We start from the raw sequence: 20272 nt of genomic DNA, 5'->3' as shown, positions 1-20272 counted from the left end.
CTATCCCCGTCCCGCGGTCGCATGCGAAGCCTCCCGGCGTTCCCGCGCGATCTGCTGCACCGCGCCGAGTCCGTTCAGTCCCGGTTTGGCCATCGTCGGCGACTTGGACGCCAGGTACACCAACGGCCAGGTCACCAGGAACACCACGACAAGGTCGAGGATCGTGGTCAAGCCCAGCGTGAACGCGAAGCCCTTCACCTGGCCGATCGCCAGGAAGTACAACACCGCGGCGGCCAGGAAGGTGACCGCGTTACCCGACACGATGGTCTTGCGGGCACGCGCCCAGCCTCGCGGCACCGCCGACCGGAACGAACGCCCTTCGCGTATCTCGTCTTTGATGCGTTCGAAGAACACCACGAACGAGTCCGCCGTCGTACCGATACCGATGATCAGACCGGCGATACCGGCCAGGTCGAGCGTGTAGCCGATGTATCTGCCGAGCAGCACGAGAATCGCGTAGACCACTGCGCCGGAAGCGACGAGGGACAGCGCGACGAGCAGGCCCAGAACGCGGTAATACAGCAGCGAGTACAGCAGCACGGCCGCGAGCCCGATCGCACCGGCGATCAGGCCGGCCCGCAGTGAGGACAGGCCCAGCGTCGCCGAAACCGTTTCGGCCTCCGAGGATTCGAAGGACAGCGGCAGCGAGCCGTACTTGAGCACGTTGGCCAGTTCGCGCGCCGAATCGGCGGTGAAGTTGCCGGTGATCTGAGTGTTTCCGCCCGGTATGGCTTCGCGGATCTCGGGCGCGCTGACGACCTTCGAGTCCAGTGTGAACGCCGTCTGTGTGCCGACGTTGGCGGCGGTGAAGTCCGCCCACGTCTTGGCGCCGCCGCTCTTGAACTCGACGTCGACGACGTACTGTCCCTGCTGCTGGTCCAGGCCGGACGTGGCGTTCTGGATCTCCTCGCCGCTCATGATCGACTTGTTGAGCAGGTAGACCGTCTGCCCGTCCGTCGAGCACGTGATCAGCGGCAGGTTGGGGTCGTCGTTGCCGGCCAGCACATCGTCCTCACCACAACGCGTGGCCTGGAACTGCAGGGCCAGGATCTGGATCGACGGGTCGGTGCTCTGCCGCAGCTGCTTCTCATCGGCAATCCGTTGCGCCAGATCGGCTTTCGGTTCATTCGGCTTCGGCCCATCGGGCGCCGGCGAGCCGGGCGCGGGGGCAGGCGCTTCACCCGGCGCCGGGGCCGGCTCACCGGGTGCGGGTGCCGGGGTCGGCTCACCGGGTGCCGGCTCCAGCGGGTAGGGCCGAGGTTGCGGTGCGGGCTCGCCGGCGGGCGGTGCCTCGGCGGGCAGCGATCCCGCGGGCGGCGCTTCCTGCGGGGCTCCGGGCGGCGGCTGGATCGGTGGCATCCCGGGCAGGCCGGGCATTCCTGGCAGGCCGCCCGGCAGGCCGGGAAGTCCGCCGGGCGCACCGGGTGCGCCTGGCGCCGCGGGTGCTCCGGCCGGCGGTTGGCCGTTGTCCGCGGCGGGCGGTTTGGCCGCCATCGCGTGGATCACGGGCCGCACGTACAGGCGGGCGGTCTGTCCGAGGTTGCGCGCCTCGTTGCCGTCGTTGCCCGGCACGGTGATGACCAGGTTGTCGCCGTCGATGACGACCTCTGAGCCGGACACACCAAGGCCGTCGACGCGGGCACTGATGATCTGCTGGGCCTGGTTCAGGGCTTCCCTGGTGGGCGCCGAGCCGTCCGGGGTGCGCGCGGTCAGCGTGACCCGGGTACCGCCCTGCAGGTCGATGCCGAGTTTGGGTTTGGCCTGCTTGTCACCGGTCAGGAACACCAGTAGGTAGACGCCGACAAGCAGCACCAGAAAAAGCGTCAGGTAGCGGGCAGGGTGCACCGGCGCCGAAGACGATGCCACGTTGCTTAGGTCTCCTTGAGATCAGTTCGTCAGCACCGCAAAGGGTACGTGCTTGTCCTGTGTGGTCTGCTGTCAGTCTTTCTTCAGACCGTCCGTGTCGGTCACACCGGTGCTTTCGGTCAGCTCGGTGGCCGCGGGAGTCGCGTCATCGTCGTCATAGGAATCGTCGGTGTCGGACTCGATGCGGTCGCGGACCGCGAGCTTCATCCAGGTGGTGACGACCCCGGGAGCGATCTCCAGATCGATGTTGTCGTCGGTGATGCCGGTGATGGTGCCCTGCAGACCGGACGTGGTGTGGATCCGGTCGCCGATCTGCAGCGAGTTGTGCAGGTCGATGGTGGCCTGCATCGCCTTCTTCTGCCGTCGCGACGCAAAGAACATGAATGCGCCCATGATGATCAGCAGGGGCAGGAAGATGACCAGATCCATGGCAGCACTGTCTTTCGTTTCGAGTCGTATATACGGTGTCCGGACGCGCGGGCCCAACACCTCGTAGTTGTCCAGTCTGCCATTGCCCCAGCGCAGCGCCGAGGGCCCCATCTCCTTGAGCAGCTGTTAGCGACACTAATCGCCATGCCTGGCCGGTGCCTAATCATGATCGAAGGCAAAACCGATTGATGCCGAACCGTGGCGACTAGGCTCGAAACGCGCTCCATCTCACCGCGCCGCCGTCCGTTCGCAGGAGTCAGTGTTGAGCCATCTAGAACAGAGCCGTCACCTGGCCACCGCCATCCCCGGCCCGAACTCCCAGGCCCTCATCGACCGTAAGACCACGGCCGTCGCCCGCGGGGTCGGCACCACCATGCCGGTCTACGCCGCGCGGGCCGGTGGCGGCATCGTCGAGGACGTCGACGGCAACCGGCTGATCGACCTCGGCTCCGGCATCGCCGTCACGACGATCGGCAACGCCTCGCCACGAGTCGTCGAGGCGGTGCGCGCACAGGCCGGCGACTTCACCCATACGTGCTTCATGGTGACGCCGTACGAGGAGTATGTGGCGGTCTGCGAGCACCTCAACCGGCTCACCCCGGTGCGCGGCGAGAAACGCTCGGCCTTGTTCAACTCGGGCTCGGAAGCGGTCGAGAACGCCGTCAAGATCGCCCGCTCACACACCCACAAACCCGCCGTCGTCGCGTTCGATCACGCCTACCACGGCCGCACGAACCTCACGATGGCGCTCACCGCCAAGGTGATGCCCTACAAGCACGGTTTCGGACCGTTCGCACCCGAGGTGTACCGCGCTCCCCTGTCCTATCCGTTCCGCGATGCCGAGTTCGGCAAGGAACTCGCCACGGACGGTGAGCTCGCGGCGCGGCGCGCGATCAGCGTGATCGACAAGCAGATCGGCGCCGACAACCTGGCCGCGGTCATCATCGAGCCGATCCAAGGCGAGGGCGGTTTCATCGTCCCCGCCGACGGGTTCCTGCCCGCGCTCCTCGACTGGTGTCGCCGCAACGACGTCGTGTTCATCGCCGACGAGGTGCAGACCGGGTTCGCCCGCACCGGCGCGATGTTCGCGTGCGAACACGAAGACATCGACCCCGACCTCATCGTCACGGCGAAGGGCATCGCCGACGGACTGCCGCTGTCGGCGGTCACCGGACGCGCCGAGATCATGGACTCGCCACACGTGTCGGGCCTCGGCGGCACGTATGGCGGCAACCCGCTCGCGTGTGCGGCCGCACTCGCCACGATCGAGACCATCGAATCCGACGGGCTGGTCGCCCGGGCCCGGCAGATCGAGCAGCTGATGAAAGACCGGCTCGGGCGTCTGCAGGCCGATGACGACCGGATCGGCGACGTACGTGGACGCGGCGCGATGATCGCCGTGGAACTCGTCAAGCCCGGCACCACCGAACCCGATGCCGAGCTGACGAAGGCGTTGTGCGCGGGCGCCCACACCGCCGGAGTGATCGTGTTGTCCTGCGGCACTTACGGCAATGTGCTGCGGTTCCTGCCGCCGCTCACGATCAGCGACGAGCTGCTCATCGAAGGACTCGATGTGCTCGAGCTGATCCTGCGCGACCTCTAGTGCGCGTGGGTGTGGCGCCGACCGAACAGGCCGCCCAGCCCGCGACGCTTCGGCGCTGCGGGCACCGCGGTCGCGGGCGCCGCATCGCCGGCCGGAACGGCCGCTGCCGGCACCGGCTCCGTCACGACGGGCCGCTGCGCGTACTCGATGTCACGGATGCTGCGGATCGACAACCGACCCAGCGCCATGGCACCGAGGAAAACGATCAGCGCACCCAGGCCGGAGAAGTAGGCCAACTCGAGTGACACCTGCTTGGCTTCGGTGACCGCGACGGGCATGCCCGCGTCGCCGAGGCCGAGCGGTCCGGCCAATGCCCGGCCGATCACGAACCAGGCGCCGGCAGCTACGGCGAGCCAGCCGCCGAGCATGGCGGTCGCCCGGTTACCTGAGGCCAGCAGCAACAGTCCGCCGACGGCAGCCGCGGCACCAGGAAGCACTTCGAGCCAACCGCGCCCCATCGTCCAGGTCCACGGCTGGTCCGGGGTGAAGGCGAAGTCGAAGTACGGTCCGATGAAGGGGATCAACGCTCCCCAGATTCCGAGCACCAACAGCAGGAACCCGCTCGCGGCGCCACGGCTGCGCGGCATCCGCATCCTGCCGCCACGACGGGTATCGAATTCGGTCATGATGCCTCCTTTGTCGTACGACTGGGTACCCACACCGAACCGAGGCGTAACGCTCTTAGGCTGGAGAAATGCGCCTCGCTGATGTGACACTGCGCGATGTGCTCGCCAACGCCTGGGAACGCTGGGGCCGTCGGTGCGCCGAACTCACCGACGTGCAGTGGCGCACCGCCACGCGGTGTGTCCCGTGGCAGGTCGAGGCGCTCGTGGCACACGTCTGCCCCGGGCCGACCACGTTCGAATCGCTCGCGGCCGCCACCGTGGCGGGGCCTGCGGCGATCACCGACGCTGCCGCGATGCTGCGGATCTTCAACGAACCGGACGGCGTTGCCAACACCACGGCCGATCAGATCGCGGACCGAGCGGTGTCCGAGGCGTCGGCGTTGACACCGCGGGTCGCCGCCGCCCGGTTCGCCGAGTGCGCGGGCAGGCTGCGGCAGATGCCCGAGATGTCTCGCCCCGCGCAGACCGTCATCAGATATCCGATCGTCGGCAGCACCACGCTTGCGGTGGTGGCCGAGGTCGCACTGATGGAGGCGACCGTACACCTGCTGGACTTTGCCGATGCGGTGGGCGGTGTCGAGCCGTCGCCGGCAGCGTTAGCCGCAACGCGCGATCTGCTGATCGCGGTGCCCGATCCGGTTGCGGCGGTCGAGGTGCTCGCCGGCCGCCGGAGCCCGGCGGGGGCGGTACCGGCAATCCACTGACGCCATCGGCTTCGACCGAATTCGGCTGCCTAACAGGACATTTGCGATCCCGCTCGAGATCGGCCCGAATTCACAGCACATTGACAGCCGCGTGGCAGCAGATCTGGAAATAAGTTTAGTTTTACTAACGTAGTAGACGTTGGGCGCAGCGTCGCGCCGTTCAAAATTAGCTGTCTCCAAGAGGACTTTGTGATGTCGACTGATACGCGTGAAGAGCGGCTGGAACGCCGCATTGCAGAATTGACCGCCACCGACCCGCAGTTCGCTGCCGCCATCCCGAGCGAGTCGGTGACTGCCGCAGTCGACGAACCGGGGCTGCGATTGCCACAGATCGTCCGGACCGTCCTGAAGGGGTATTCCGACCGGCCCGCCCTCGGTGAGCGGGCCGTCGAGTTCGTCGTCGACCCGGTCAGCGGGCGAACGACCGCGCGGCTACTCCCCCGGTTCGACACGATCACCTACGGCGAACTGTGGAGCCGGGTCAGCGCGCTTGCCGCGGCGCTGCACGCGTCAGGTGTCACACCCGGGGACCGGGTCGCCATCCTGGGCTTCACCAGCGCCGACTACACCGCGATCGACACCGCGCTCGGACAGGTCGGCGCGGTTTCGGTGCCGCTTCAGACGAGTTCGTCGGCCGCCGCACTGGCGCCCATCGTCGTCGAAACCGAACCGAGCGTGATCGCGGCGAGCGTCGACTATGTGGCCGACGCCGTCGAACTGGCCCTGACCGCCCATGCACCGGCCCAACTCATCGTGTTCGACCATCATCCCGAGGTCGACGACCATCGCGACGTAATCACCGCCGCCAAAGCCCGGCTCGCCGCGGCGGGCAGCCCGGTCGCCATCGACCTCCTGCCCGACCTCGAAAAGCGGGGCCGCGCCCTGCCCGAGGCGCCTGCCCCGCATTCCGACGAGGCCGATCCGCTGGCACTGCTGATCTACACCTCCGGCAGCACCGGCGCGCCCAAGGGGGCGATGTACCTGCAGAGCGCCGTCGCGAAGTTCTGGCGCCGCAACAGCAAGGCCTGGTTCGGCCCCACGACGGCCTCGATCAACCTCAGCTTCATGCCGATGAGCCATGTGATGGGCCGCGGAATCCTCTACGCATCCCTTGCGGCCGGCGGCACCTGCTACTTCGCCGCGCGCAGCGACCTCTCGACGTTCCTCGAAGACCTGGCGTTGGTCCGGCCCACCGAACTGAACTTCGTCCCGCGGGTCTGGGAGATGATCCACGGCGAGTTCCAGAGCCGGGTGGATTCCCGCCTCCATGACGACGGCGACCGTGCCGCGATCGAGACCGAGGTCATGGACGACCTGCGGCGCAATCTGCTCGGTGGCCGATTCATCTCGGCCATGACCGGCTCGGCGCCCATCTCACCCGAACTCAAGGCCTGGCTGGAGACGTTCCTCGACATCCATGTGCTGGAGGGCTACGGCTCCACCGAGGCGGGCATGGTCTTCTTCGACGACCAGGTGCAGCGCCCGCCCGTGATCGACTACAAACTCGTCGATGTGCCGGATCTGGGGTACTTCGGTACCGATCAGCCCTACCCGCGGGGCGAGTTGCTGGTCAAGACCGACAACATGTTCCCCGGCTACTACAAACGCCCGGAGATCACCGCAGGCGTCTTCGACGAGGACGGCTTCTACCGGACGGGCGACATCGTGGCCGAAATCGGGCCCGATCAGCTGAAGTACGTCGACCGGCGGAACAACGTGCTCAAGCTCGCGCAGGGCGAGTTCGTCACACTGGCCAAGCTGGAGGCGGTGTTCGGCAACAGCCCGCTCGTGCGCCAGATCTACATCTACGGCAACAGCGCGCGGCCCTATCTGCTCGCGGTCGTCGTGCCGACCGAAACCGCCGTGAACCGCTACGAGCCGGCAGAGCTCAAGAGCCAGATCGCCGAGTCACTGCAGCAGGTGGCACGTGAAGCGGACCTGCAGTCGTATGAGATCCCGCGCGACTTCATCGTGGAGACAACGCCTTTCACACTCGAGAACGGCCTGCTGACCGGTATCCGCAAACTCGCCTGGCCGAAACTGAAGGCACACTACGCCGATCGGTTGGAGCAGCTCTACGCAGATCTCGCCGATGGCCAGGCCAGTGAACTGCGCGCGTTGCGCGCGAATGGTGCCGACGCCCCGGTGCTGGAAACGGTGAGCCGCGCGGCCGGCGCCCTGCTCGGTGCGGCGGCGAGTGATCTGCAGCCCGATGCGCACTTCACCGATCTGGGCGGTGATTCGCTGTCGGCGTTGACTTTCGGGAATCTGCTGCGGGAGATCTTCGACGTCGACGTGCCGGTGGGCGTGATCGTCAGCCCGGCCAACGACTTGGCCGCCATCGCGACCTTCATCGAGTCGGCGCGTCAAGGCACCAAGCGTCCGAGTTTCGCCTCCGTGCACGGCAGGCATTCGGCCGAGGTGGCTGCGGCCGACCTCACGCTCGACAAGTTCATCGACGACCAGACCCTCGCAGCCGCAACCCATTTGCCGAAGGCGGGCAGCGAGGTGCGTACGGTCCTGCTGACCGGCGCGACCGGATTCCTCGGCCGCTATCTGGCCCTGGAATGGCTGGAGCGCATGGACCTCGTCGACGGCAAGGTGATCTGCCTGGTGCGGGCGAAGTCCGACGCGGACGCGCGAGCGCGCCTGGATGCGACGTTCGATGTCGGCGACGCGAAACTGCTTGCGCACTACCGGGATCTGGCCGCAGACCACCTGGAGGTCATCGCCGGCGACAAGGGCGAGGCAGACCTCGGCCTCGATAAGCAGACGTGGCAGCGGCTGGCCGACACCGTCGATCTGATCGTCGACCCGGCCGCGCTCGTCAACCATGTGCTGCCCTACAGCGAGCTGTTCGGCCCCAACGCCCTGGGCACCGCGGAGCTGATTCGCATCGCGTTGACGACGAAGATCAAGCCATACACCTACGTGTCGACAATCGGCGTGGGCGATCAGATCGAACCGGGCAGGTTCGTCGAAGATGCCGATGTCCGCGTGATGAGCCCGGTTCGCAAGATCGACGACAGCTACGCCAACGGTTACGGCAACAGCAAGTGGGCCGGCGAGGTGCTGCTGCGCGAGGCACACGACCTCTGCGGGCTGCCCGTCTCGGTGTTCCGCTGCGACATGATCCTCGCGGACACAACGTATTCCGGTCAGTTGAACCTGCCCGACATGTTCACCAGGATGATGCTGAGCCTCGTCGCCACCGGCATCGCACCGAAGTCCTTTTACGAACTCGACGGCCCAGGTGGATTGGTTGGCAACCGGCAACGCGCGCACTACGACGGACTGCCCGTCGAGTTCATCGCCGAGGCCATCTCCACGCTCGGTTCCCACGTCACGACGGGATTCGTGACCTACCACGTCATGAACCCCTACGACGACGGCATCGGCCTCGACGAGTTCGTCGACTGGCTGATCGACGCGGGTTACCACATCGAGCGCATCGCGGACTACCACGAGTGGTTGCAGCGTTTAGAAAGCACCCTGCGGGCACTGCCGGACAAGCAGCGCCAGGCCTCGCTGCTCCCGTTGCTGCACAACTACCAAAAGCCGGAGCAACCGGTCCTCGGCGCACTGGCCCCGACCGATCGGTTCCGGGCCGCGGTCCAGGAAGCCAAGATCGGGCCGGACAAAGACATCCCCCACGTCACCGCCCCGGTCATCGTGCAGTACGCCACCAACCTGAAGCAGCTCGGCCTGCTGTGACCACGATCTGCTTCGACTCTGCGGTGAGGGCGCGGTCCCCTCGGATTCTCCCGCCCTCATCGCAGAGTCGAGCAGCCACCGTCGGGCGTGACGCATCTCGCAGCATCGGAACTGGCATCTCGAAATATGTTTAGTTTTACTAACGTAGTAATTCATAGGCGCCGCGAAGCGCCGACACATAGAAGTTGATTTGCTCAGGGGACCAATTATGTCGATCGAAACATGCGAAGAGCGTTATGAACGCCGGCTCGCCGACCTTTACCGCACCGATCAACAGTTCGCCGGGGCCAGGCCCAGCGAGGCTGTGACCGCGGCGGCCGACAATCCGAACCTCCGGCTGCCCGCCGTCGTCAAAGAGATCATGGCCGGCTACGCCGACCGCCCCGCGCTGGGTCAGCGCGCCGTCGAACTCGTCACCGAACCCAACGGCCGCACCCGGGCCGAACTGCTGCCCCGCTTCGAGACCATCACCTACCGCCAGCTCGGTGGGCGGATTCAGGCCGTGACCAACGCGTGGCACAACCATCCGGTCAAGCCCGGCGATCGCGTCGCGATTCTCGGCTTCACCAGCGTGGACTACACCACCATCGACGTCGCGCTCATCGAGCTCGGCGCGGTGTCGGTGCCGCTGCAGACCAGCGCGCCGGTTGCCCAGCTGCGCCCGATCGTCGCCGAAACCGAGCCCAAACTGATGGCGTCGAGTGTCGATTTCCTCGACGACGCAGTCGAACTCATCCAAGCCGGGCCTGCTCCAGCGCGCCTGGTGGTCTTCGATTACCGGCCCGAGGTCGACGACCAGCGGGAGGCATTCGAGGCGGCCAAGGCCAAGCTGGCCGGAACCAACATCGTCGTCGAATCGATGGCCGATGTGCTGGACCGCGGGCGCTCGCTCGCCGATGCTCCGTTGTACGTGTCGGGTCAGGCCGATCCGTTGACCTTGCTGATCTACACGTCGGGCAGCACCGGCACGCCGAAGGGCGCCATGTACCCGGAAAGCAAGGTCGCCAACATGTGGCGGATGGCCTCCAAGGCCAGCTGGGACGAGAAGCAGAGCGTCCTGCCCGCGATCACCCTGAATTTCCTGCCGATGAGCCACGTCATGGGCCGCGGCATCCTGTACGGCACGATCAGCACCGGCGGCACCGCATACTTCGCCGCGCGCAGCGACCTCTCGACCTTCCTCGAAGATCTCGCCCTGGTCCGTCCCACCCAGCTCAGCTTCGTGCCGCGCATCTGGGACATGTTGTTCGGTGAATATCAGAGCCGGGTCGACCAGCGGGGCGCAGGCTCGGAGGCCGAGGTTCTGGCCGAGGTGCGCGATAACCTGCTCGGCGGCCGGTTCGTATCCGCACTCACCGGTTCCGCACCCATCTCCGCCGAGATGAAGACCTGGGTGGAAACCCTGCTCGACATGCATCCGCTGGAGGGCTACGGCTCAACCGAGGCCGGATCGGTGTTCGTCGACGGCCATATCCAACGTCCGCCGGTGATCGACTACAAGCTCGTCGACGTGCCCGATCTGGGTTACTTCCGCACCGACCGGCCGCACCCGCGCGGCGAGTTGCTCGTCAAGTCCGAGCAAATGTTCCCCGGGTACTACAAGCGTCCGGACATCACGGCCGAGATGTTCGATGAGGACGGCTACTACCGCACCGGTGACATCGTTGCCGAGCTCGGCCCGGACCAGGTCGAGTACCTGGACCGGCGCAACAACGTGCTCAAGCTGTCGCAGGGCGAGTTCGTCACGGTCTCCAAGCTAGAGGCGGTGTTCGGCGACAGCCCGCTCGTCCGCCAGATCTACATCTACGGCAACAGTGCACGGCCGTACCTGCTGGCCGTCGTGGTCCCGACCGACCCGGCCACACCGAAGGCCGCGATCAGCGACTCACTGCAGGATGCGGCGCGTGCCGCCGGTCTGCAGTCGTATGAGATCCCGCGTGACTTCATCGTGGAGTCAACGCCTTTCACGCTGGAGAACGGCCTGCTGACCGGCATCCGGAAGCTCGCCCGGCCGAAACTCAAGGCACACTACGGCGATCGGCTCGAACAACTCTACACCGATCTCGCCGAAGGGCAGGCCAACGAACTGCGCGAACTGCGCCGCAACGGCGCCACCGGACCGGTGATCGACACCGTGAGCCGCGCCGCCGGCGCCCTGCTGGGTGCTGCTGCGAACGACCTGCAGCCCGATGCGCACTTTACCGATCTGGGCGGAGATTCGTTGTCGGCGTTGACCTTCTCGAATCTGCTGCACGAGATCTTCGACGTGGACGTGCCGGTCGGCGTGATCGTCAGCCCGGCCACCGATCTGGCCGGGATCGCCGCCTACATCGACGGTGAACGCCACGGCTCGAAGCGTCCGACCTACGCGTCGGTGCACGGCCGCGACGCGACCGAGGTTCACGCCGCCGATCTGACCCTTGACAAGTTCATCGACGCGGCCACGCTGGCCGAGGCCGCCAACCTGCCGAAGGCCGGCACCGAGGTGCGTACGGTCCTGCTGACCGGCGCCACCGGATTCCTCGGCCGTTATCTGGCCCTCGAATGGCTCGAGCGCATGGACCTCGTCGACGGAAAGCTCATCTGCCTGGTCCGCGCCCGCAGCGATGAGGACGCACGCGCCCGCCTCGACGCCACGTTCGACAGCGGCGATCCCAAACTGCTTGCACATTACCGCGAATTGGCCGCCGACCACCTGGAGGTCATCGCAGGCGACAAGGGCGAGGCCAACCTCGGGCTGGACGACGACACGTGGCAGCAGCTGGCCGACACCGTCGACCTGATCGTCGACCCGGCCGCGCTCGTCAACCACGTGCTGCCCTACAGCCAGCTGTTCGGCCCCAACGCCCTCGGCACCGCCGAGCTGATCCGGATCGCGCTCACCACCAAGATCAAGCCGTTCGTCTACGTCTCGACGATCGGTGTGGGCTGGGGTATCAAGCCCGGTGAGTTCGTCGAGGACGCCGACATCCGCGTGATCAGCCCGGCCCGTCAGGTCGACGATTCGTACGCCAACGGTTACGGCAACAGCAAGTGGGCCGGCGAGGTGCTGCTGCGCGAGGCACACGACCTCTGCGGGCTGCCCGTCTCGGTGTTCCGCTGCGACATGATCCTCGCGGACACAACGTATTCCGGTCAGTTGAACCTGCCCGACATGTTCACCAGGATGATGTTGAGCCTCGTCGCCACCGGCATCGCACCCGGCTCGTTCTACGAACTCGACGCCAACGGCAACCGGCAACGCGCGCACTACGACGGACTGCCCGTCGAGTTCATCGCCGAAGCGATCTCGACGCTCGGCGTGCACGTGGTCGACGGATTTGAGACCTACCACGTCATGAACCCCTACGACGACGGCATCGGCCTCGACGAGTTCGTCGACTGGCTGATCGACGCGGGCTACCCGGTGCATCGGATCGACGACTACGCCACGTGGTTGCAGCGTTTCGAGACGGCACTGCGCGCCTTGCCGGACAAGCAACGTCAGGCATCGTTGCTGCCGCTGCTGCACAACTACCAGCAGCCGTCACATCCGATGCTCGGCGCCGGCGCGCCGACCGACGTGTTCCGGGCTGCCGTGCAGGAAGCCAAGATCGGGCCCGACAAGGACATCCCGCACATCTCGGCGCCGATCATCGTGCAGTACATCACCAACCTGCAGCAGCTCGGCCTGCTGTAACAGCCTTCCCCACAAGGGAAGTTCCCCTGAGCGGCCGCGGTCCCACCAGGACCGCGGCCAATCAGTATGTATTCGATGTGGCCACAACAGCTTCGACGCGGAAATTAGGCTGTTCTAGACGGCCAGTCCGACGGCGACGAGGATGACCGCGATCAACGGAAGTGCGCCTTGCGTGATCGCAGCCCGGGTCTTGTCGGGCGAAGTCGTCAATAGCACGAGCGCCGCGGCCGCCATCGAACCGGCGCCGGCGAACACCAGTGCCGCACCAATGGCGCTGTGTCCCAACACGGCTGCGACGATGCCGATAGCCGTCACGATCGCCAGGAAGAGGTTGTAGAAGCCTTGATTGAAGGCGAGCTCCTTGGTGGCCTCGGCCTCTTCCTGGCTTGTGCCGAACGTCGCCCGTGTCCGCGGCGAGGTCCAGGTCAGCGACTCCATCACGAAGATGTAGACATGCAGAAGCGCGGCGAGGGCCGCGAACACCAATCCGGCGATGACCATGCTCGTCATTCAAACAGGCCGGCCTGGCCCAGCCCGGTAACCGGTGGCCGCATGCCCAGGTGCGTCCAGGCCAACGGGGTGGCGACGCGGCCGCGCGGCGTGCGGGCGACCATCCCCGCACGCACCAGGAACGGCTCACACACTTCCTCCACTGTGGTCGCCTCCTCCCCGACCGCAACGGCCAGCGTCGAGACGCCCACCGGCCCGCCACCGAAACTCTTTGTCAGCGCCGACAATACGGCCCGGTCGAGCCGATCGAGGCCGAGCTCGTCGACGTCATAGACCTCCAGCGCGGCCTTGGCGATGTCGCGGGTGATGACACCGTCGGCGCGTACCTCGGCATAGTCGCGGACCCGGCGGAGCAGCCGGTTGGCGATGCGCGGCGTTCCGCGCGAGCGCCGGGCGATCTCCGCGCCGGCCTCGGCCCCGAGCTCGATCCCGAGGATGCCTGCCGACCGGGCCAGCACGCGCTCCAACTCGGCGGGCTCGTAGAAATCCATGTGCGCGGTGAACCCGAAGCGGTCGCGCAACGGGCCGGTCAACGCCCCGGAGCGGGTGGTGGCGCCCACCAATGTGAACGGGGCGACCTCGAGCGGGATCGACGTGGCGCCGGGACCCTTTCCGACGACGACGTCGACGCGGAAATCCTCCATCGCGAGGTACAGCATCTCCTCGGCGGGCCGGGCGATGCGGTGGATCTCGTCGATGAACAGCACGTCGTGCTCGACCAGGTTGGACAGCATCGCGGCCAGGTCGCCCGCCCGTTCCAGCGCGGGCCCGGACGTGACCCGAAGCGACGTGCCCAGTTCGGCCGCGATGATCATGGCCAGCGACGTCTTGCCCAAGCCGGGCGGGCCCGACAGCAGGATGTGATCGGGTGTGCCGCCGCGGTTCTTGGCCCCTTCGAGAACGAGCTGCAGCTGTTCGCGCACGCGCGGCTGGCCGATGAACTCCCCCAGCGACCGCGGCCGCAGGCTCGCGTCGATATCGCCTTCGCCGACGGTCAGCGCCGGGGAGACCTCGCGGTCCTCGGCGGCGGCGTCATCATCCTCGAAGCGACCCATGAGCTATTTCTTACCCAGCATGGACAGCGCGGCGCGCAGCGCAGCAGACGTGGTGGCCTCGGGATCGTTGGCCAGTACCTTGTCGGTGGCCTCCTCGGCCTGCTTGGCCGCAAAGCCAAGCCCCACAAGCGCTTCGATGACCGGGCCGCGGACGGCATGGCCACCGGCCGCGAGACCGGGGCCCGGGGTGACCGGGCCGATCTTGTCCCGCAGTTCGAGCACCATTCGTTCGGCGCCACGCTTGCCGATGCCGGGAACCCGGGTCAGCGCGGTCACGTCGCCGTCGGCCAACGCCTGTCGCAGCGCCTGCGGATCGTGGACGGCCAGCGTCGCGAGCGCGATCTTGGGCCCCACCCCCGAGACCCCCAGCAGCGTGAGGAACAGGTCTCTGGCGTCGCCGTCGGCGAAGCCGTAGAGCGTCATCGAATCCTCACGCACGATCATCGCGGTGATCAGCCGGGATTCGGTGCCCCGCCGCAGCGTCGCCAAGGTCGACGGGGTGGCCATCACCTTGTAGCCCACGCCCGCGGCTTCGATCACGGCATGGTCGAGTGCGATGTCGATGACTTCGCCGCGCACCGAGGCAATCATCGGGCCGCCTTCAGTTTGGCCTGGTACTTGCGCCGTTGTTCGGCGGCCATGGCCTCGGCGGCGGCCATCCGGGCGATCATGGGCGCCCGCCAGCAATGGCAGATCGCAAGAGCGAGGGCGTCGGCGGCGTCGGCAGGGGTCGGTTTCTGCTGCAGCTCAAGGATTTTCGTGACCATTGTGGTCACCTGAGCTTTGTCGGCTCGCCCGTTGCCGGTCACGGCGGCCTTGACCTCGGACGGCGTGTGGAAGTGCACGTCGATGTCGCGTTTTGCGGCGGCGAGCGCGATGACCCCGCCGGCCTGCCCGGTACCCATCGCCGTGTTGGCGTTCTGGTTCGAGAACACTCGCTCGATGGCAATCACGTCGGGGCGGTGGGTGTCCATCCAATATTCGGCGGCGTCACTGATCGCCAGCAGGCGTTTCTGCAGCGGCTCGTCCGCAGGGGTGCGCACCACGTCCACGTCGAGCGCGATGACGTGCCTGCCCTTGCCGCTCTCGATCACCGAGAGACCACAGCGCGTCAACCCGGGATCGACACCCATCACCCGCACGCGTACCCCTTCGTCAGAACATCTGTTCGAGAGCCTAGCGTGGCCCCGCTACGCCCGACGGCAGGGACACGCTCAGATCGCGTAGTTGCCGGACCGCCAGCCCTGGGCGAGCTGGCCAGATAGCTCGGCGATGCGCGCGTCCGACCGCGCCCAACCGCGTACGAGCTCAGTATCGACCCGGCTTCCGTTGCGTTCGACCTCGATCGTCCAGCGCGCGCCGAGGAACTTCGTCGCCAACCAGATCGGCCACAACAGCAGGAACGGCAACGCGAAGAGCAGTCCGATCCAGCCGAAGAAAGCCACATCGACGAGATCGAACACATCGGGGAACGGCCACCAGCGCCGATGCACCGACCACTCCGTACCGTTCGGATCCGTCACCACTGCCACGCAGACATCTTGCTGGTTCGTCACGTTCCAGTCTCGGGTATAGGTGGTCAGCCATGACCGGTCGGTAAGTTCGAGTGAGAAACGTGTTCGGCGAACCCCATTGGAGGTAACTGACATTGCGCGTCGTAATTGCTGGTGGACACGGAAAGATCGCCATGATCCTCGAGCGGCTGCTGGCCGAGCGGGGTGATTCGGTGACCGGGCTCATCCGTAACCCGGCCCAGGTCGCCGACCTGGAAGCAGCGGGCGCGCAGGCCGTCGTGCTGGACTTGGAGCAGGCCTCGGTCGACGAGGTGGCCGAGGCGGTGGGCGGCGCCGATGCCGTGGTGTTCGCGGCGGGCGCCGGGCCGGGCAGCGGGGCGGCCCGCAAGGAGACCGTCGACCGGGACGCCGCGATCCTGCTGGCCGATGCCGCCGAGGCCGCCGGGGTGCAGCGGTATGTGATGGTTTCGGCGATCTCGGCCGACGACCGATCGCTCGACGACAGTTACGACGAGGTGTTCCGGGCGTACATGCGGGCGAAGTCGGATGCCGACGCAAATGTCCGCGCGCGCAGCGGTTTACGCACCACGATCGTGCGTCCGGGTTCGCTCACCGATGAGCCCGGCACCGGGAACGTGACGATCGCGGAGTCGACAGGACGCGGCAGCATCGCCCGCGAAGACGTCGCGCGGGTGTTGCTCGCGGTCCTCGACGCGCCGGACACCGCCGGACGGACATTCGAGCTCATCGCCGGGACGACGCCGATCGCCGAGGCCATCGGCTGAGCGGTTACTCCTCGTCGAGCTGGGCCGCGACGTCGTCCGGGATGTCGATGTTGGTGTACACGTCCTGCACGTCGTCGCTGTCCTCCAGCGCATCGACGAGCTTGAGCACCTTGCGTGCGCCCTCAAGGTCGACGGGGACGGTGACCGACGGCTGGAAGCTCGCCTCCGCCGACTCATAGTCGATGCCCGCGTCCTGCAGAGCCGTTCGCACGGCCACCAGGTCGGTGGGTTCGGAGATGATCTCGAACGAGTCGCCGAGGTCGTTGACCTCCTCGGCACCGGCCTCCAGCACCGCCATCAGGACGTCGTCCTCGGTGAGACCGTTCTTCTCCAGCGTCACGACACCCTTGCGGGAGAACAGGTAGGCCACCGAACCGGGATCGGCCATGTTGCCGCCGTTGCGGGTCATCGCGACGCGCACCTCGCCGGCCGCGCGGTTGCGGTTGTCGGTCAGGCACTCGATGAGCACCGCGACGCCGTTGGGGCCGTAGCCCTCGTAGGTGATGTTCTGCCAGTCGGCGCCGCCGGCCTCTTCACCACCGCCGCGCTTGCGGGCGCGCTCGATGTTGTCGTTGGGCACCGAAGACTTCTTGGCCTTCTGGATGGCGTCGTACAGCGTGGGGTTGCCGGCCGGGTCGCTGCCACCGACGCGGGCCGCGACCTCGATGTTCTTGATCAGCTTGGCGAACATCTTGCCGCGCTTGGCATCGATGACGGCCTTCTTGTGCTTGGTGGTGGCCCACTTGGAATGGCCGCTCATGCAGGTAGTGCTCCTCTTTCTGCTGAAACTCCGGTTGACCAGTCTACGTGGCTGGTCACGCGGCGCCCGGCCCTGACTCGTCGAAACCGACACAAGGGTCGGCTCACGAGCCGCGGATCGACCACTGCGTCGGCCTCGGCGCTATCGGCCGACCCAGAGCGGGATGGGGTCATCGGGGTGATCGACCACGAGGAACTCCTGCGCAGGTGCGATCGCAACCGTCCGCGGAAGAAGCGTGACCGCGTCCCGCCGGTCGCCATCGATCTCGATCCCCACCGTGACGACGGCGGCGTCCGCGATCACCTGTGCCGTGGGCGACGAGCTTGCATCCACGGCGATCCCGGAGTCGTGAACGGCGACCACAGTGGCGGTACGGGTCCGACTGCCCGCGCGGCTCAGGGCATGTGCCTGCTCGTGGCGGCGCACTGCCGTCATCGCGAGCCGCTCTCTGGCAACGCGCTCGGCAAAAGCATCCGCGCGGAGGAGCGTTCTCATGAACCACCGGCTCATCCGCTCCGTGGTGGTCAGAACGGACACCGAATCGAACTCGTCTGGCGTGTAGGCCCACTCTCTGGGGAGCCAGGCGCCCTCCCCCGGCGTCTTCCAGTAATACCTGCCGCTGCTGGCGTAGCGCCTCATGGTCACTCCTCGGTCCGCCCTGGCCGGGAAACTCAGAGCGAGTCGACGAACAACTTGTGAATCCGGCGGTCGCCGGTCATCTCCGGGTGGAATGCCGTGGCCAGCATCGAGCCGTGACGCACCGCGACGATGTGGTCGGCCGCGCGCGCGAGAACCTGCACGTCGGGCCCGACGCGCTCGACCCACGGCGCCCGGATGAACACCGCGTGCACCGGGGTATCGAGCCCGATGAAGTCGATGTCACCTTCGAACGAGTCGACCTGCCGGCCAAAAGCGTTGCGGCGCACGGTCATGTCGATGCCCTTGAGCGGCAGTGCGGCCCGGCCCTCGACGCCGGCATCGGCGATCTCGGTCGCCAGCAGGATCATCCCGGCGCACGACCCGTAGCACGGCAGGCCCTCGGCGATGCGGGCCCGAAGCGGTTCGAGCAGGTCGAACTCCCGCAGCAGGTGACTCATGGCGGTGGACTCCCCGCCAGGGATCACCAGCGCGTCGATGGCCTCGAGCTCGGAGAGCCGACGCACGGTCGACGCTTCCGCGCCGGCCTCGCGCAGCGCTGCCAGATGTTCGCGGGTGTCGCCCTGCAGCGCGAGCACCCCCACGTGGGCGGTCATTTGGCCTCGGGCGTGAAGTCGCGTTTGAAGCGGGTCAGCCCCTCCTGCATGACCGCCGCAACCATCTCGCCGTACTGGTTGAAAATCTTGCCCTGCGTCAGTGAACGGCCTCCGCAGGCCGACGGCGACGACTGGTCGTAGAGCAACCACTCGTCGGCGCGGAACGGCCTCATGAACCACATGGCGTGGTCGAGCGAGGCGACCATCAGGTGCTTGCGCACGTCGAGATGGTTCACCTGCGCCGAGCCGAGCAGCGTGAGGTCGCTCATGTAGGCCAAGGCGCAGATGTGCAGGACATGATCGTCGGGCAGCGGGTCGCGGTGCCGGAACCACACCTGCTGTTGCGACGCCTTGCCCGGCAGCCGCTGCACGCGGTCGCGCGGCACGATCCGGACGTCCCATTCGGCGAACTGCGCGAACCCGGCGTCGTCGAACGCTCCCCCGGACCGGAAGCCCGGGAGATCATCGGGTGCCGGAGCCTCGGGCATGGCGTCCTGGTGTTCGATCCCGGTCTGGTCGGTCTGGAACGACGCCGACATCGTGAAGATCGTCTCGCCGTGCTGGATCGCGCTCACCCGGCGGGTGCAGAAGGAGCCGCCATCGCGGATGCGTTCGACGGTGTACACCGACGGCGCCCTGGCATCCCCTGGCCGCAGAAAATAGCCGTGCAGGGAATGCACCTGGAACGTCGGGTCGACCGTCCGCACGGCCGACACCAGCGACTGTCCGGCGACATGGCCGCCGAACGTCCGCTGCAGAAAGCCGGATTCCGGGCTGAACACTCCACCGCGATAGATGTTGACCTCGAGCTGTTCCAGGTCGAGGATCTCTTCGATCGCCACGTGAGTTGTTTACCAGCCGCGTTCGGCGAGGCGGTGAGGCTGGGCGATGTCTTCGACGTTGATGCCGACCATGGCCTCGCCCAGACCGCGTGACACCTTGGCCAACACATCGGGATCGTCGTAGAACGTGGTGGCCTTGACGATCGCGGCGGCCCGCTGCGCGGGGTTGCCGGATTTGAAGATGCCCGACCCGACGAACACCCCCTCGGCGCCGAGCTGCATCATCATCGCCGCATCGGCCGGGGTCGCGATGCCACCGGCGGTGAACAACGTGACCGGCAGCTTGCCGGCCCGCGCCACCTCGACCACGAGGTCATAGGGGGCCTGCAGTTCCTTGGCCGCCACATACAACTCGTCCTCGCTCATCGAGGTCAGCCGGCGGATCTCGCCGCCGATCTTGCGCATGTGCGTCGTCGCGTTGGAGACATCGCCGGTGCCGGCCTCACCCTTGGAGCGGATCATCGCCGCGCCCTCGGTGATCCGGCGCAACGCCTCACCCAGATTGGTCGCCCCACACACGAACGGCACGGTGAAGCGCCACTTGTCGATGTGGTTGGTGTAGTCGGCCGGGGTCAACACCTCCGACTCGTCGACATAGTCCACACCCAAGCTCTGCAGAATCTGGGCCTCCACGAAATGGCCGATGCGGGCCTTGGCCATCACCGGGATGGTGACCGCATCGATGATGCCCTCGATCATGTCGGGATCGCTCATCCGCGACACCCCGCCCTGGGCGCGGATGTCGGCAGGCACCCGCTCCAACGCCATCACCGCCACCGCACCCGCACCCTCAGCAATGCGAGCCTGCTCGGGCGTGACCACGTCCATGATCACGCCACCCTTGAGCATCTCAGCCATACCACGCTTCACACGCGCGGTTCCGGTCTGGTTGTTTGAACCGTTCTGCGCCGCGGTTTCCACTGCTATCTCCT

18 protein-coding genes are annotated in these 20272 nt (G+C 66.8%); 5 read left to right on the top strand and 13 right to left on the bottom strand.

Annotated features, from left to right (window positions below; all coding sequences use genetic code 11):
• Both secD and yajC read right to left on the bottom strand, forming a co-directional pair.
• Complete coding sequence (gene secD, locus AWC31_RS01630; RefSeq protein WP_085142128.1) at positions 1 to 1866, bottom strand: protein translocase subunit SecD; 1866 nt, start codon at positions 1864 to 1866, stop codon at positions 1 to 3.
• 72 nt (positions 1867 to 1938) lie between these two features.
• Positions 1939 to 2295, bottom strand: a complete 357-nt coding sequence (gene yajC, locus AWC31_RS01625) for a preprotein translocase subunit YajC (RefSeq protein ID WP_067844979.1) — start codon at positions 2293 to 2295, stop codon at positions 1939 to 1941.
• A gap of 262 nt (positions 2296 to 2557) precedes the next feature.
• On the opposite strand from yajC, the gene gabT reads away from it, so the two are divergent.
• The gene (gabT, locus tag AWC31_RS01620; protein WP_085142240.1) at positions 2558 to 3898 is read left to right on the top strand and encodes a 4-aminobutyrate--2-oxoglutarate transaminase; all 1341 of its coding nucleotides are present in this window, start codon (positions 2558 to 2560) and stop codon (positions 3896 to 3898) included.
• On the opposite strand, the gene AWC31_RS01615 is transcribed toward gabT, so the two are convergent.
• Positions 3895 to 4524: a hypothetical protein gene (locus tag AWC31_RS01615; protein WP_085142239.1), complete on the bottom strand. Its 630-nt coding sequence runs from the start codon at positions 4522 to 4524 to the stop codon at positions 3895 to 3897. The genes gabT and AWC31_RS01615 overlap by 4 nt on opposite strands.
• A gap of 68 nt (positions 4525 to 4592) precedes the next feature.
• On the opposite strand from AWC31_RS01615, the gene AWC31_RS01610 reads away from it, so the two are divergent.
• The 3 genes from AWC31_RS01610 (at position 4593) to car (AWC31_RS01600) (ending at position 12621) form a co-directional block, all read left to right on the top strand.
• Positions 4593 to 5228: a maleylpyruvate isomerase N-terminal domain-containing protein gene (locus tag AWC31_RS01610; protein ID WP_085142126.1), complete on the top strand. Its 636-nt coding sequence runs from the start codon at positions 4593 to 4595 to the stop codon at positions 5226 to 5228.
• A gap of 192 nt (positions 5229 to 5420) precedes the next feature.
• Positions 5421 to 8942 carry a carboxylic acid reductase gene (gene car / locus AWC31_RS01605; protein WP_085142124.1) on the top strand — a complete coding sequence of 1174 codons (3522 nt, stop codon included), beginning with the start codon at positions 5421 to 5423 and terminating at the stop codon, positions 8940 to 8942.
• A 208-nt stretch (positions 8943 to 9150) separates the two neighbouring features.
• Positions 9151 to 12621: a carboxylic acid reductase gene (car, locus tag AWC31_RS01600; RefSeq protein WP_085142122.1), complete on the top strand. Its 3471-nt coding sequence runs from the start codon at positions 9151 to 9153 to the stop codon at positions 12619 to 12621.
• 114 nt (positions 12622 to 12735) lie between these two features.
• On the opposite strand, the gene AWC31_RS01595 is transcribed toward car (AWC31_RS01600), so the two are convergent.
• From AWC31_RS01595 to AWC31_RS01575, 5 genes are all read right to left on the bottom strand, one after another.
• Positions 12736 to 13122: a DUF1304 domain-containing protein gene (locus tag AWC31_RS01595; RefSeq protein ID WP_085142238.1), complete on the bottom strand. Its 387-nt coding sequence runs from the start codon at positions 13120 to 13122 to the stop codon at positions 12736 to 12738.
• Between the two features lie 5 nt (positions 13123 to 13127).
• The gene (gene ruvB / locus AWC31_RS01590) at positions 13128 to 14186 is read right to left on the bottom strand and encodes a Holliday junction branch migration DNA helicase RuvB (protein ID WP_067844971.1); all 1059 of its coding nucleotides are present in this window, start codon (positions 14184 to 14186) and stop codon (positions 13128 to 13130) included.
• Positions 14187 to 14189: 3 nt separating this feature from the next.
• The gene (ruvA, locus tag AWC31_RS01585) at positions 14190 to 14777 is read right to left on the bottom strand and encodes a Holliday junction branch migration protein RuvA (RefSeq protein ID WP_085142120.1); all 588 of its coding nucleotides are present in this window, start codon (positions 14775 to 14777) and stop codon (positions 14190 to 14192) included.
• Complete coding sequence (gene ruvC / locus AWC31_RS01580; RefSeq protein ID WP_085142118.1) at positions 14774 to 15328, bottom strand: crossover junction endodeoxyribonuclease RuvC; 555 nt, start codon at positions 15326 to 15328, stop codon at positions 14774 to 14776. The genes ruvA and ruvC overlap by 4 nt, the downstream gene beginning before the upstream one ends.
• A 72-nt stretch (positions 15329 to 15400) precedes the next feature.
• On the bottom strand, positions 15401 to 15718 hold the full coding sequence (locus AWC31_RS01575) for a hypothetical protein (RefSeq protein WP_085142236.1): 318 nt from the start codon (positions 15716 to 15718) through the stop codon (positions 15401 to 15403).
• Positions 15719 to 15834: 116 nt separating this feature from the next.
• Between AWC31_RS01575 and AWC31_RS01570 the strand changes: the two genes are divergently transcribed.
• Positions 15835 to 16485, top strand: a complete 651-nt coding sequence (locus AWC31_RS01570; protein WP_085142116.1) for an SDR family oxidoreductase — start codon at positions 15835 to 15837, stop codon at positions 16483 to 16485.
• 4 nt (positions 16486 to 16489) lie between these two features.
• On the opposite strand, the gene AWC31_RS01565 is transcribed toward AWC31_RS01570, so the two are convergent.
• The 5 genes from AWC31_RS01565 to pdxS all read right to left on the bottom strand — a co-directional run bounded on the left by AWC31_RS01565 (position 16490) and on the right by pdxS (position 20261).
• The gene (locus tag AWC31_RS01565; RefSeq protein ID WP_067844965.1) at positions 16490 to 17245 is read right to left on the bottom strand and encodes a YebC/PmpR family DNA-binding transcriptional regulator; all 756 of its coding nucleotides are present in this window, start codon (positions 17243 to 17245) and stop codon (positions 16490 to 16492) included.
• A gap of 141 nt (positions 17246 to 17386) precedes the next feature.
• On the bottom strand, positions 17387 to 17884 hold the full coding sequence (locus AWC31_RS01560) for a hypothetical protein (RefSeq protein WP_133060061.1): 498 nt from the start codon (positions 17882 to 17884) through the stop codon (positions 17387 to 17389).
• A gap of 32 nt (positions 17885 to 17916) precedes the next feature.
• Positions 17917 to 18498, bottom strand: coding sequence for a pyridoxal 5'-phosphate synthase glutaminase subunit PdxT (gene pdxT, locus AWC31_RS01555; RefSeq protein ID WP_085142112.1), 582 nt, complete (start codon positions 18496 to 18498; stop codon positions 17917 to 17919).
• Positions 18495 to 19340 (bottom strand): acyl-CoA thioesterase II, encoded by an 846-nt coding sequence (gene tesB / locus AWC31_RS01550; protein ID WP_067844959.1) that lies wholly within the window; start codon positions 19338 to 19340, stop codon positions 18495 to 18497. Before tesB ends, pdxT begins: the two co-directional genes overlap by 4 nt.
• 9 nt (positions 19341 to 19349) lie before the next feature.
• On the bottom strand, positions 19350 to 20261 hold the full coding sequence (gene pdxS / locus AWC31_RS01545; protein ID WP_085142110.1) for a pyridoxal 5'-phosphate synthase lyase subunit PdxS: 912 nt from the start codon (positions 20259 to 20261) through the stop codon (positions 19350 to 19352).
• Positions 20262 to 20272 lie beyond the last annotated feature (11 nt).

Origin of the sequence: Mycolicibacterium wolinskyi (assembly GCF_002101965.1) — a bacterium.
Taxonomy (GTDB): Bacteria; Actinomycetota; Actinomycetes; order Mycobacteriales; family Mycobacteriaceae; genus Mycobacterium; species Mycobacterium wolinskyi.
Note: the sequence above shows the minus strand (reverse complement) of the source record. Positions and strands in the feature narration are given on the sequence as shown.

What these genes read in the sequence shown, in the direction of transcription:
- yajC (WP_067844979.1), bottom strand. Translation starts at nt 2,295, where the DNA reads ATGGATCTGGTCATCTTCCTGCCCCTGCTGATCATCATGGGCGCATTC.
- AWC31_RS01615 (WP_085142239.1), bottom strand. Translation starts at nt 4,524, where the DNA reads ATGACCGAATTCGATACCCGTCGTGGCGGCAGGATGCGGATGCCGCGC.
- AWC31_RS01610 (WP_085142126.1), top strand. Translation starts at nt 4,593, where the DNA reads ATGCGCCTCGCTGATGTGACACTGCGCGATGTGCTCGCCAACGCCTGG.
- car (WP_085142124.1), top strand. Translation starts at nt 5,421, where the DNA reads ATGTCGACTGATACGCGTGAAGAGCGGCTGGAACGCCGCATTGCAGAA.
- car (WP_085142122.1), top strand. Translation starts at nt 9,151, where the DNA reads ATGTCGATCGAAACATGCGAAGAGCGTTATGAACGCCGGCTCGCCGAC.
- AWC31_RS01595 (WP_085142238.1), bottom strand. Translation starts at nt 13,122, where the DNA reads ATGGTCATCGCCGGATTGGTGTTCGCGGCCCTCGCCGCGCTTCTGCAT.
- ruvB (WP_067844971.1), bottom strand. Translation starts at nt 14,186, where the DNA reads ATGGGTCGCTTCGAGGATGATGACGCCGCCGCCGAGGACCGCGAGGTC.
- ruvA (WP_085142120.1), bottom strand. Translation starts at nt 14,777, where the DNA reads ATGATTGCCTCGGTGCGCGGCGAAGTCATCGACATCGCACTCGACCAT.
- AWC31_RS01565 (WP_067844965.1), bottom strand. Translation starts at nt 17,245, where the DNA reads ATGAGCGGCCATTCCAAGTGGGCCACCACCAAGCACAAGAAGGCCGTC.
- AWC31_RS01560 (WP_133060061.1), bottom strand. Translation starts at nt 17,884, where the DNA reads ATGAGGCGCTACGCCAGCAGCGGCAGGTATTACTGGAAGACGCCGGGG.
- pdxT (WP_085142112.1), bottom strand. Translation starts at nt 18,498, where the DNA reads ATGACCGCCCACGTGGGGGTGCTCGCGCTGCAGGGCGACACCCGCGAA.